The 12,903-nt window shown below is 72.0% G+C and carries 7 protein-coding genes; 4 read left to right on the forward strand and 3 right to left on the reverse strand.

Annotation, left to right across the window (positions count from 1 at the left end; translation table 11 throughout):
- Positions 1-350: 350 nt before the first annotated feature.
- Positions 351-1,775: an amidase gene (locus BCD48_RS17635; RefSeq protein ID WP_071049500.1), complete on the reverse strand. Its 1,425-nt coding sequence runs from the start codon at positions 1,773-1,775 to the stop codon at positions 351-353.
- A 423-nt stretch (positions 1,776-2,198) separates the two neighbouring features.
- Between BCD48_RS17635 and BCD48_RS17640 the strand changes: the two genes are divergently transcribed.
- Positions 2,199-2,942, forward strand: a complete 744-nt coding sequence (locus tag BCD48_RS17640; RefSeq protein WP_071049501.1) for a hypothetical protein — start codon at positions 2,199-2,201, stop codon at positions 2,940-2,942.
- A 205-nt stretch (positions 2,943-3,147) separates the two neighbouring features.
- Complete coding sequence (locus BCD48_RS17645; RefSeq protein WP_071049502.1) at positions 3,148-4,443, forward strand: PP2C family protein-serine/threonine phosphatase; 1,296 nt, start codon at positions 3,148-3,150, stop codon at positions 4,441-4,443.
- A gap of 181 nt (positions 4,444-4,624) precedes the next feature.
- On the opposite strand, the gene BCD48_RS17650 is transcribed toward BCD48_RS17645, so the two are convergent.
- On the reverse strand, positions 4,625-4,810 hold the full coding sequence (locus BCD48_RS17650; protein WP_071049504.1) for a hypothetical protein: 186 nt from the start codon (positions 4,808-4,810) through the stop codon (positions 4,625-4,627).
- Positions 4,811-5,589: 779 nt separating this feature from the next.
- Between BCD48_RS17650 and BCD48_RS17655 the strand changes: the two genes are divergently transcribed.
- Together BCD48_RS17655 and BCD48_RS17660 are read left to right on the forward strand one after the other, a co-directional pair.
- Positions 5,590-7,227: a carboxylesterase/lipase family protein gene (locus BCD48_RS17655; RefSeq protein ID WP_071049510.1), complete on the forward strand. Its 1,638-nt coding sequence runs from the start codon at positions 5,590-5,592 to the stop codon at positions 7,225-7,227.
- A 169-nt stretch (positions 7,228-7,396) separates the two neighbouring features.
- Entirely contained in the window at positions 7,397-8,143 is a 747-nt protein-coding gene (locus BCD48_RS17660; protein WP_071049506.1) for a hypothetical protein, read from the forward strand.
- A 17-nt stretch (positions 8,144-8,160) separates the two neighbouring features.
- Here the strand turns inward: BCD48_RS17660 and BCD48_RS17665 are convergent, their stop codons facing one another.
- Complete coding sequence (locus tag BCD48_RS17665; protein ID WP_131804026.1) at positions 8,161-11,853, reverse strand: NB-ARC domain-containing protein; 3,693 nt, start codon at positions 11,851-11,853, stop codon at positions 8,161-8,163.
- Positions 11,854-12,903: the final 1,050 nt, after the last annotated feature.

A 12,903-nucleotide genomic window follows, 5' to 3' on the forward strand; every position in this document is an offset into this window, starting at 1 on the left:
CGGCCCCGTACTCGCTTCGCTCCCACGGGACCTCCGCGCGCCGTCCTCCTGCGCTCACGGGCGCTCCGGCGACCTCGCTGCGGCCCCCCTACGTCGCTTCGCTCGTAGGAGGGCCTCCGCGAGGCGCGCCTCCGCGCCCAGCCCGGTTGCGTCCCGCTGCACGTCGCGAGGCCGAAGACGACCGCGTTTGCGGGGCCACATCGCTTCGCTCGTGGCCGGGCCTCCGCGGAGGTCCGCCTCCCCGCACAGCTCGGGTGCGTCCCGCTGTTCCGTCACCAGTCCGAAGCCGCAGTGGCCTTCGCGCCTGATCAGAGGCTTGCCGGCGACCTCCGGGGAGGCGCGTCTCCCATCTACGCGGTGGAGGGGGTCGCTCCGAGGCGTTGGCCGGGACGGCACTCGTACCAGCGCTGCTCGCGTTCCAGCTGAGCGGCGAGCGAGATCAGGAGGCTCTCGCTGTTCGCCGGGCCCATCAGCTGCGCCCCCAACGGCAGGCCCGCCGACGTGAGGCCGGCCGGCACATTGATCGCCGGCCAGCCGAGCACGTTCCATGGCCAGGTGAACGGGCAGGCGGCGACGATCGCCTGGTCGGTCTCCCAGCTCGTCGCCCGGTTGAGCTCGCCTGTCCGCGGCGGCGGCACCGCCGTCGTCGGGGCGAGCAGTACGTCCACCGAGCGGAAGATCCGCCCTATCCGCCACCGCGACACCGGCTCGGCCGCCCGCGAGGCGAGCAGCAGTGGCCGCAGCATCCGGCCGGTGCGCGCGTTGGCCAGGGTCCGGACGTCCAGCAGTTCCGGGTCGGGGACGCGGTGGGCCCAGTCGTCGATCGCCTCGAGCGACCGCGGCAGGAAGATCACGCCGAGCAGGCCGTAGGCGGGCTCGGCTGGCACGACCTCGTGCCCGAGCGCCTCGAGCGCGGTGGCGGTCCATTCCACGGCGGTACGCACCATCGGGTCGAGCCGCGCCGGCATGCCGCTGTAGGGCACCTTGAGTGACAGACCGATCCGCAACCGGCGCGGCTCACGGGAGGCGGAGGCCAGGAACGGCTCGTCGGGGGGCGGCGGGTGGTCGCGGTCGACCGGCGCGCTGCCCGACAGGACGTCGAGCAGCATGGCCGCGTCGGCGACGGTCAGCGCCAGCGGGCCGAACGTCGTCAGCCCGTTGAACTGCTCGGCGACCGGCGCGCTGGAGATCCGCCCGCGCTGTGGCTTGATGCCGACGAGATTGGTCCAGGCCGCAGGGATCCGCACCGAGCCTGCGCCGTCCGAGCCGACAGCCGCCGCGACCAGCCCGGCCGCCACGGCCGCTGCCGCGCCGCCCGACGACCCGCCGGGGGTGTGGTCGAGGTCCCACGGGTTGCGGGTGACGCCGAAGGCCGGCCCCTCGGTGAACGGCCACTGGCCGAACTCCGGTGTATTCGTCTTTCCGACGATCACGGCGCCGGCGGCCTTGAGCTTGCGCACCATCTCGCTGTCGGCGGGTTGAGGCGGGAACTCGCCCCGGGCACCGAATGCCGTCGGTTCGCCAGCCAGGTCGGTGTCATCCTTGATCGCGACGGGAACACCCAGCAACGGCAGCCGTTCGCCCGCCACCAGCCGCCGGTCGGCCTCGTCCGCCTCCGCAAGCGCGGCCTCCGGACGCAGCCGCCGAAAGGCGTTGAGGGTCGACTGAGTCGCCTGAATCCGGTCAAGAGCGGCGCCGACGAGCTCTCTCGACGAAACGCCCCCGGCGGCGAGCGCGGCCGCTTGGCCCCGCAGTCCCAGCAGGTCGTCCGGCACCCCGACCTCCCCTCCGGCACGACCGTGACATCGCGCCCGGGCGCGGCCACCAGCCGACCTCGTCGGCTTCACACCAGCCGAAGGCCGGCTCCGCCGACGAAGAAAACCGTAACCGAACGTGAGCCTCTCGCCACCGCCTTCGCGCGAAACGCGCTGGTCAAGGGATCCGTGCCGCTGTAGCGGGGATCCATACCGCTGTGACACGCCCACCGCGGCCCGCTAAGAGCGAGACCGCGGGCCTTGGCGGGGCGCTCCTCCTGTCGTCTCACCGCCAGAAGGGTGTCGATCTCACGAACAACAGCGGACTATCTCCGTAGCACCATGGGTAACCCACCGAATGTGTACTTGCCGGTCGCGATCCGTCTCGCATAGTCCGCGAGGTTGTGGCGGGGGCGTGGCATCAAGGATCAAGGAGGATCTAGGGTGACCGAACAGAACAGTTCGTCTGACCACGCCGGGACCCAGTTTGGGGTCCCTTCTAGATCGGATGAAGAGATCCAGAAGGTCGGCGGCGTCACCGAACCCACAGACCCCCAACGCGGAGGGACCGAGTCCGCGGCCGCCACCGCCGAGGCCAGCCCGAACGAGCACCACGACGAACATCCCAACGGGCACCATGACACCGCGGCCAGCGTGCTGGCCGGCGCCAGGGACCGCGTCGCGCCAGCGGTGACAACCGTGCGTGACAAGGTCGTCCCCGCGGTCACCCCGGCCGTGACCACCGTGCGCGACAAGGTCGCCCCGGTCGTCACGACGGCGAAGGAGAAGGTCACCCCCGCTGTCACGACCGCGAAGGAGAAGGTCACCCCGGCCGTCACCACGGCGAAGGAGAAGGTCACCCCGGCCGTCACCACGGCGAAGGAGAAGGTCGCCCCGGCGGTCGCGACCGCCAAGGAGAAGGCGGCGCAGAACCCTCGGTTGGCCGCCGCGGCTGAGCGGACCGTCGCGGCGCGCGACCGGGCCGTCGAGAACATGCGCCAGCAGGCCGGCGAGCACCCGTGGATCGCCGCGAGCGCCGAGCGCACGGTCGCGACCAGCGGTAAGACCGTCCGCACGGTCAGCCAGCAGGCACGTCACCACCCGGTGGCCGCCCGGCGCACCGGCGCCGCCCTGGCCGCCGTCGCCGCCGCCGTCTGGCTGCGCCGTCGTCGCGCCGCTCGCGACTAGACCCCAGTTTCCCCGCTGATCCACGAGCCGCACGACCAAGGTCCAGGGATCAGCGGGGAAACGGTCGGCCGTCGGCCTTACGCCAGGTGCTGACACGCGCACGTCAGGCGTTCCGCGAATGTCTCGATCGCGCCGTTACGCAGATCGACGGGGCGAATCCGGTGGTACCTGCGACGGGCGGGTGACCGGACGGCGAGAATGCCTCATGCCCTGGAAGCCGGACCGTGCGCTGATGCTCGGGCTCGCCGTGCTCGCATGCGCCGTAGGCATCGGTCTGCTCGCGAACGTTACCCTCGCCGGGTACTTCGGACTGTCTGCGTTGCTCGTCTCCGGAGCCCGCGGACCACGGCGTACCGCCGCGATCGGCGGTCTGGCGGTGGTCATGGCCGTCCTCTCCGGGATCTGGGACCACCGGCTCGGCCAGTCCCAGCACCTGGCCGCGGTCGGGCTCGTCGTCGCGCAGTCCGCCGTGGCCGTCTGGATCGCGGTGCACAGGAGCCTGCGGGAGTCGGAACTACGCCACCGTGAGTCCGAGCTGCGCCAAGTGCGGGCGGTGGCCGACGTCGCCCAGCGCGCGCTGCTGCCAGAGGTACCCACCACGATCGAAGGCGCCGCCTTGGCGGCCCGCTACCTGTCGGCGGCCGAGGAGGCCTCCATCGGTGGAGACCTGTACGAGGTCGTCGCCACCAAGCACACCATTCGCGTGATCATCGGAGATGTCCGCGGTAAAGGCCTGCCGGCGGTGCGGCTCGCCTCGGTCGTCCTCGGCGCCTTCCGTGAGGCAGCGGTGACCTGGCTTGAGCCGGAGCAGGTGGCAGCGGCCTGCGCCCAGGCCGTCAACCGGCAGGCGGACGCGGAGGACTTCGTCACCGCTCTGCTGCTTGACATTCATCCCGACGGGCGGCTCAGCCTCTGCTCGGCCGGTCACCACCCGCCGATGCATCTGTCCAGGAGGCCCCCCGACGGAGCCGAGGTGATGGGCGGCAAGAAGGAGAGGGCCGGCGAAGAGGTGCGGTTGAAGTCGCCGAGCCCCCCACTCGGGCTCGCCGAACGGTTCACGCCGACGGCCGGGCACTGGGCCGTTGGGGACCGACTGCTGCTCTTCACCGACGGGCTGATCGAGGCCCGCTCGCCAGGCGGCGAGTTCTTCCCACTCCAGGACCATCTCGACGTGCTGCTCGATGGCACGCTTGAGGAGTCGCTCGACCGGCTGACCGAACGCGTCACCCGGCATGCGGGCGGGCACCTGCGCGACGACCTCGCGATGCTGCTCATCGAACGGCGCCCGCTCGCGTCCGAGCCCACGGTGCCGCGGCAGCTGTCCGCCGCGGACAACGACGGCCCACACGCCGGGTCTCACGTCGCCGATCCAGGCGCCGAACCGCCGGCCGTGGCCACGCCAGCGGCCTCGGGCGATCCCGTGCACATCCGCGGCATCGGGCCGGGTGCGTCCGGGTGGCGCCGTCTCCGCGCCGGCCGATCGCACCGCTCGTCGTCCTGACAGCGGCGCGGCCCGCCGCACGCACCTCGGGAATGCGGCCGCCGGCGCAACCGCCCTCGCGGTTGCCGCCGCGTCACCGTTGCCGCCGCGTCGCCGTTGCACGCGCGTCACGGTTACGGTCGTGGCCCGGCGTGAATCCGGCCGGCCAACGTCACCCGATATTTCTGCGAGCTGTCGCGGGTTAGTTGCTGTTGCGGTAGTCGATCGCGCCGGGCAGGTCGATCCTGGAGTCACGACCCCAGCCGTCCTTCGCCCAGAGGCACCAGTCGATGCGGCCGAGCGTGAATCTGACCTGCTTGACGCCGGTACCGTCACCGCTGAACTTGAACGGGCCGAACGAGCTCCAGCCCCGGTAGAACAGACCCATAGCTGCACTCCTGGAAACGGGGCCCGTGACCAGGCCCAGGCGGTTGCGATGTGAATCCGGCCAGCCGGCGGTTTCCGCACGGACGGCGACTTGGAGCGAGGCTAGTCCGACGTGATGGCCAGCCGGTGGAAATGACCGGTAGGCGACTGGCGAGCGGCAAACGTACCGGCTCCGTGATCCAGGTGCTCCGTGTGCGGTGCCCGTATCGCCTCATCGCTTCGAGGTGTGATGCTGGCTGGCCACATCAACAGTGAGATGGCCGGCCGGCGCCGCCGGGTCGCCCTCCCACCAGATTCCCGTCGTGGTCGCGGTCGCGGCGTGGTCACCCCGCCAGCAGGTTGGCGCCCGTTGGATACGAACACCTGATGAACTCCGGGCGGCCACGGCCCGGCCGTCCACAGCGAGCCCCCGCGGCCATAGCCGGACGTCCCCGGCGAACGCCAACCGCCTCCTACTACTGTCAAAGGCCGAGATCTGCCTTCGCGCCACGCGGCACCGCGGGTCCCGCACGCCATCGGATGGCGGGGATGAGCCGTGAGCGCGGTGGACAAACCGCCTGGTCAGGGAGTGGGGCCGATGGTGCGCGCATCCAAGTCGCCGGCATCCTTGCCGGCCGGCGTCGGCTGACGCCGGCCGTCGTGATGGCCTGGCGGCGGGTCGCCGCTTCCTCGCGTTCCTCGCACGCGCGACTCGCGCCCGTGGACCGGACCAGCCGGCGCGCACGCCGGGCTCCACCCCGCGGGCGCCGGAACGGATGGTTTGCCAACACCGTCGCCACCGTGGTGACGCTGGCTGTGGTCGCCGCCGGGACGAGCGCCTGCCTGCCCGGTGGCGGCGGTGGCCCCGACGCGGCTGGCCGGTCATCGCCGTCGGCATCCTCATCCTCGGTCGGAGCCGCGCCGACGTTCGGCGCGGACCCGAAAGGACAGCCACCCGTCGTCGCCACCGCCGGCGGCCTGGTGAGTGGTGTCCGCGCTGGTGAGGTGGATCGGTACCACGCGATTCCGTTCGCCGCGCCGCCCGTCGGGATGCTGCGCTGGGCCGCGCCGGCGCCGCCGAAGCCATGGCAGGGAATTCGCGACGGGAGCCGCGGCGCACCGGCCTGCGCGCAGACCGGCACGCTGAGCATGCTGTCCAGTGAGGACTGCCTGTACCTGACGGTCTCCCGGCCGGCGGGAGCACCGACGGACGGCCACCTGCCCGTGATCTTCTGGATTCATGGTGGCGCGTTCGTCGGCGGGACCGGCGAGCAGGCCGACCCGACCGCGCTCACCACGGGTGGCCCGGCGATTGTCGTCACCACGAACTACCGCCTCGGAGCGCTTGGGTATCTCGTCCTGCCCTCGCTGGCTCAGGAGAGCGGCGGGGACGCCGGCAACTACGCCACTCAGGATCTGACCGCCTCACTGCGCTGGGTCCGAAACAATGCGGCCGCGTTCGGCGGCGACCCGAAGAACGTGACGATCATGGGAGAGTCGGCGGGGTCGATCAATGTCTGCGCGCTTCTGGCCGCTCCTGCCGCGAACGGACTGTTCCAGCGCGCCATCATGGAGAGCGGGCCGTGCGGCTGGAAGCTCCCGACCATGGCGGCCGCATCGCAGACCGGCACTGCCCTGGCAAACCGGCTCGGCTGTGTCGACGCGGCGACGGCCGCGTTCTGCCTGCGTTTCCGTCCGGCGACCGAGATCATGGCGTCGTCGGCTGTTGACGTCTCGATTTTCAATCCGTTCCCGTTTTCACCCGCCGTCGGTGGCAAGACGCTGCCACTCACCCCGTCCCAGGCGTTATGGAATGGGAAACTGGCGAACGTCCCCATGCTGATGGGCACGGTCCACGACGAAGGGCGGCCGTTCACGACCTACTGGGCCAACCAGGGGCCGATCACCGACTTCGGAGTGGACGGCATCGTCCGCGCTCAGTTCCCCGACCGTGCCGAGCGGGTGCTCGCCGCCTACCCACCCGGCAAGGTGCCCGCCCGTGAGCGCCTGTCGCGGATCATCACCGACTTGATGTTCACGTGCCAGACGACCACCTTCGCGCAGCTCACCGCCGCGATCGCGCGAGTGCCGACGTACTTGTACGAGTTCGACGTCCCGGAGCGGCCGGCCGCGAGTCCCGAATTCGGCGCCGGCGCGACCCACGGCGCGGACCTCGACTTCCTGCTGCCCGGCCTCAACAGCAAGCTGACCACGCCGAAGCAGCACGCGCTGTCGAAGACGATGATCGGTTACTGGACCCGTTTCGCGGCGACCGGGAATCCGAACGGCGCCGGCGCGGCCACCGGCTCGGCGGTGGCCTGGCCACGTTTCGACGTCCCAGCGGTCCGTTCCGGCGACGACCGCCTGCTGCTCACCCCCGGCAAGACCGCCCCAGCCGCCGGCACCTGGTCGGCCCATCACTGCGACATCTGGAGCTGAGGCCGCCCGCCGCACGCGCCACCCACCGCGCTCCGGCTTCCACTGGACCCCCTTGCGCGCACGCGGGCGATCGGTTCACCGTGAGGGGGACGGGCGGGGTCTGGTGCCTCGCCGGACACCTGATGACCGGAATGGGCCGCCGGTCCGGCAACGGCAGGGCGGGGGCGGCATGGCCGATGCGATCGCGATGGCGACGGCAACAGGCGAGGCAAAGGGTTTCCTGCCCAGCGAGTCCGCGTTTCGTTTCACCAACCGCTTCCCGCACCAGCCCGTCATCACCGTGCGAGTGCCCGGCGTGGGCCGAGGCATCCCGATCGGCGACGCGAGCCGTGGCCTGTGCGGCGGCATGATATTCGCGGTGCGCGATCTGTTCGAGGCGGGCAGGGAGCCGCCGACGGACGTCACGCCGCCACTCCCGGCATCACCGCTGTACAAATACATCGTCCGCCGTCTGCTCGCGAGCTGGGACCTCCCCCGCGGCGCGCTGACCTATTACCGTCTGCAGCGAACGGCCGACGCGGACGTCGTCTGGGCGCTTGGCCGACGCGCGGGCATCGGCCGCATCACGGTCGTCGACGAGTGGCCGAAGGTCCGCCTCGACCTGGACTCCGGCCGCCTTTCCGCCCTCGGGATCATTACCGTGCATTCCGCCGACCCGGTGAAGCTGGGCTTCAACCACCAGGTCCTGGCCTATGCCTACGAGCAGTCCGGAACCGCGGTCACCCTGCGCGTCTACGACCCGAACACCCCACTGGACCGCGCCGACGACGTCGTCCTCTCCTTCGACACCGCCAACCCCGCCGGCCCCGTCCCCATCAGCCACAACCTGGCCATCTCCGGCCGCCCCGTCCGCGGCTTCTTCCACACCACCTACCGCTGGTCAGACCCCGCCCCAGCGCTGGCGGTACCCGCGTAGGCCCGCCCTGAGGCTGGCTATGGCCACCAGCGCAGTACGTCGGTCAGGGCGTCGACGGTGGCCGTGGCTACGGCTGCCGGGCCGGTGCCGGCCGGGGCGGCGCTGAGCATCGTCGGGAGAAATTCGATGACCTCTGCGCGGCTGGAGCGGGCCAAGTCCGCGAGGGTGGCGGCGCGGAAGCGGTCCCAACCCGCGGAACGGAGGCCGCGTGCCGCCGCCGCCACTGCCGTCGCGGCCGCGGTTGACGAGTCCCGGCGGGCGGTCTCCGCCGCGGCGAGCAGAAGATCCTCGGGAAGGTAAGGAGCGAGGCCGGCCAAGGCCTCCGATCGACCGGGCCCGGTGTCGATCGCGAGCGCGGCGTCGAACGCGCGCCGGGCAAGCTCGGCCGGCAGCCGGGGCGCGAGCCCGGCGATCGCGCGGCCCCGCGTCCCGGGGTGTTCGAGCGACAACGCCGTGGTCAGCGCGACCGGGACCAGGTCGTCGGGCAGATATGGTGCAAGGCCCTTCAACGCCTGGGCCGGTCCCTGCCGGTGGTCGGTGCTGGCGGCGAGCTCGACGGCTCGGCCGAACAGGCCCGCGGGCAGCCTCGCGCCGATCTTCTCAAGGGTTACAACCCGCATCGGCGCGGACGCGGCGCCGATGGCGTCCAGCAAGGCGGAGAACCGGTCGTAGCGCTCCGCCTCGGTGAGCGCGGGCGCCAGCGCGAGCAGCAGGAGGGTCCGGGGATAGAGGCCCCGATTCACGTCGAGACGGGACAGCAGAGGCAGGAGGGCGGCGCGCCGGGCGGGAGCGGCCAGCCGCTCGGCGAGGGCGGCGAGGGTGGTTACCGGCGAGAACTGCAGATCGGCCCCGGCCGCGATCGTGGCCTCCAGCGCGACGGCGACGAGATCGTCGGGCAGGTGGGGCGCCAGAGCCGCCAGCACGGTTCCCCGCTCGGGCCACCTGGTGACGCCGTACCCGACATCCCATGCTTCGCGCAGCACCTCGGCCTGCTGCTCGGCCGGAAGGTACGGCAGCAGCCCGGCCAGCGCCTTCACTCGTGCGACGGGCTCGCCGATCGCCCGTGCCGCGGCGAGCGCCCGCTCAAGCGATGCCGGGTCAAGCTGGGACGCCAGTCGTGACAGGGCGATCGCTCGCATCGCGGGAGTTTCGACGGAACCGGCGGCGGCCAGTGCCGCCTCCAGCACCCTCGCGCGCGGGCCGGCGGGCAGGTGGGCCGCGAGCTCGGTCAGGACCCCCGCGCCATGCATCGGCGGGTCGACGGTCCGGGTGATCGCCAAGGCTCGGGGCAGGAGCCGCTCAGGCACGTGCGGGGCCAGCTGGGCGATGGTCCGATTCCGCTCGTGTGGGCGGTCGAGGGCCGCGGCGGCCGCGAGGGCCTGGTCCGCCAGGGCATCGGTCAGATGCGGGGCCAGCGCGGTCAGCGCTTCGACCCGGCACTGGCCCCATCCGATGGCCGCGGCGACCTCGACCGCCTCGGCAAGCAGATCGCCGGTCAGATGGGGAGCGAGCGCGACGATGACCGAGGCACGCGCGGTGTCGTCCGTGTGGGTCAGCTGATCACCCACGATCCGCCATACCTCGGCTATAGCCGCTTCCCGGTCAGCCGCCGGCAGGTGGGGCGCAAGGACCGCCATGATGCCGACCTGCTCGCGGGCGATGACCCCCGTACCGGACGACGCCGCCCAGGCCCGCTGGATGACCGCCGCGCGTTCATCCGCTGGCAGGTGACGGGCCAGCGAGACCAGTGCCCGCGCCTGCCGGCTCCACCGAGGCGTGTCCGGTAGCCCGGCCCACGCGGCGGGAAAGAGCGTCGCCGGGAGGCGATCAGCAAGCTCGGCGAGCACCCCGGCCTGGTGGAATGGCTCATCGATGGCGAGGGCGATCTCCAGCGCGGCCGGCAGGTGCTCGGCGGGCAGGTGCGGCGCCAGCATTCCGAGGGTGAAGGCACGGTGGAAGGTGTCACCCACGGCGGTGAGGGTGGCCAGCGCGGCGGCGGCGGCGGCGCTGGTGCGCTGGTCCCGCGGGAGGTACGGCATGAGCCGGGCCAGTTCGGCGGCCCGGTCCTCCGGGTCGGTGATGACCAGGCGGCTGTCGACCGCCTCGGTGACCAGGGCGCACCAGCGGTCGGCCTCGAGGAGGTCGCCGATCGTCGCGAGGGCCGCGACCCGCTCCCGGGCGGGGACGCCGGCCGCCACCGTGTCCCATGCCTCATCCACCACCGCGTCCCGCCGGTCCACCGGCAGGAAGGGCACGACCACGGCCAGCGTCGCCGCGCGGCTGGTCGCCGTGGCGAGTGATCGGGCGTACGCCAACGCCCGGTCGACAGGCCACCGCCCGGCCTCGATCAGCCGTCGCAGCAGCGCGCCTGGCAAGTTGCCGGCCCGGCTGACGACGGAGCTGTAGACCAGCGCGTATCGAAGCGCGAGCACATGGAGGCGGGCTGTCTCCGCGTCTGGCGCCTCCCCGTCCGCGGACCCTGCGTCCGCGTACGCTGCGTCCGCTGCCACCGCGGGCATCCCGTCCTGGGGCGCGGCCGTTGCGGTCCGCGTCCACGCGGTGCGTACGTCCGCGAGGTAGGCGCCCGGGAGGTCGGCCTGTTCGTGCAGCACGAACCATGTGTTCTCGGCGGTGCCACCGGGTCCGGGCCACTGGGCCGCGAGCAGCGCGTGCATCTCGTCGTCCAGGCCGGCCGCGACGAGGTGAGCGACGAGCTCGCTCAGTGCGTACCGGTCGGGCTGGCCGATCGCGTCGCGTCCGCGCAGCGCGGCGAGACCGCCGGGCAGGCCACCCCAGTCGATCAGGAACGCCGTGGCGAACCGGGCGTGCAGCTCCTGGAGCTGGCCTGGGCCAAGACTGGTGCGCACGTGATCGAACGCCAGGTCGTGCAACGTCACCGCGCCCGCGTCGAGCTGGACCAGGGACCGGCGCCCGAGCCGGTTGATCAGATCCTTGCCGGCCGCCTCGCTGAACCCGGCGGTGGCGCGCCACAGGCGGACGACCGCCTCCGCCGGGACGGGGCCGCGTCCGGAGAACACGGCGAGCTCCCGGTAGCGGTCCCGTTCCCCGGTAGGCAGCGCGGTGACACTCGCGTCGAGCGCCCGCAACAGGTCCGGGTAGGGGTAGCCGGCGAATCTGGTGGTCAGCGCGGCGAGGTCCGCGCGCCTGAGCCGCTCGGCGACATCGGCCCAGCTGGCACCGTCGGCGACCATGCCTCCGGCCACCGCCAGCGCGAGCACCAAGCCGCCGCATCCGGCCAGCACGCCGTCCGCCTCGGGTGACAGGTCCGAAGGGGCAGTCCCCGCGTAGCTGGCGAGGACCGCGCGGCCCTGCTCGTCGTCAAGGGTCCCGACCTCGGCGATCGGAGCATCGTCGGGCAGCACGTCGCGGCTGCGCGTCGTGACGAGGATCCGGACCGTGGGAAGGCCCAGGTCGAACGCCAGGAGCGCGTCGGCATCCCAGACGTCGTCGAGGACCAGGAGCCGGCGGCCGGTCGTGAGGAGCCGGCGCAGCCGCTCGCGGCCCGCCGCGACGTCCGTGATCGGGCCCGGATCACCGAGCGCCGAGGCCACTCGGGTCAGGCCGGACGCCAGGTCAGGATCCTGGCCGACGCTCACCCACAGCAGTCCGTCGGGGAACGATTCCTGAAGGGCCGGATCGACCAGCAGCGCGCGGGCGAGCGTCGACTTGCCCGCTCCACCCATTCCCACCAGGCCCACCGCCGAACTGGCGCCCGCGGCCACGGGGCCTGGCGCTGGCTGCGGCTCCGGGCGCCCAGCGCCGCCGGGGGAGGGATCGGCCACCAAGAGGGATCGGGCCCTGGCCAGCAGGTCCAGCCGCGGCACGAATTTCTCCGGCAACGATGGCAGCGCCACCCTCGACCTCCACGCCCGACCGCCTCAGCGGCCGGTTAGGCAACCGGTCGACAACCCAGTCAACGCAGCGTACCYGCCGCGCTACGCCCGATGAGCGAAACGCTGGACCCCGTAGGTTGTCCCGCCCTTCTAATAACGCAGAACCAGCCGGACCTCAGGCTTGGTGATGACTTTCCTCCTGTACTGGCAGAGATGGGTGCACCGGTCGGGAAAGCGAGGATCTCTGGATCTGAGGTGCGGTCGTGGTCCCCGGCGTCGATCTGGTCGACGATGGAAGTAGCCGCATGCGTCGCGTGGTGCCCGTGTCCGGCATGCGGAAACAGAGGCACCAGGAAAGTTGGAATCGGACCAGCCCGCCTCTTGCGCGGCGCCGCGGAACCCCGTTTACGGGTCGGGGCCCAAGGACCGAAGCCCGCTGCCGTGGGGTCCGGGGCTCGGCCCCGGGGCAACATCGCGACCTCCGGCGAAGCCGCCAAGAGGGCGGTGACCAGCCTGACCCTGCGCGTGCCCCCAACGGGGTACGCACCAGACCCGTGCAGGACTGACCAGCGGTTCGGCGTCCGGCAGGCTCATCATCGAGGGCAATTTTAAGCTCCCGGTACGGGGAGGCGCTCGATGATCGCGTCCGATGATAGCCCGGCCGATCGCCTCGGCAAGGGGACGAGGAACTCGGCTGCCTCCGGCGTGACCGCGATCATGATGCTGGTCATGGGACTCAGCTTCCTGTTCGGCTTCGGCAACTCCTGGGCCTTTGGGAGTCCGACTCGGCGTCCCGCCCTACGTCGCACCACTAGTGCTGCCCCGCGTAAGTCTTGCTGGGGTTGTCAGGCGGCTTTGAGGGGTTCGCCGGTGTAGGTCCAGCGGTAGGGCTTGGCGGTGCGGTCG

The sequence above is a fragment of the Pseudofrankia coriaricola genome (assembly GCF_001854805.1).
Taxonomy (GTDB): Bacteria; Actinomycetota; Actinomycetes; order Frankiales; family Frankiaceae; genus Pseudofrankia.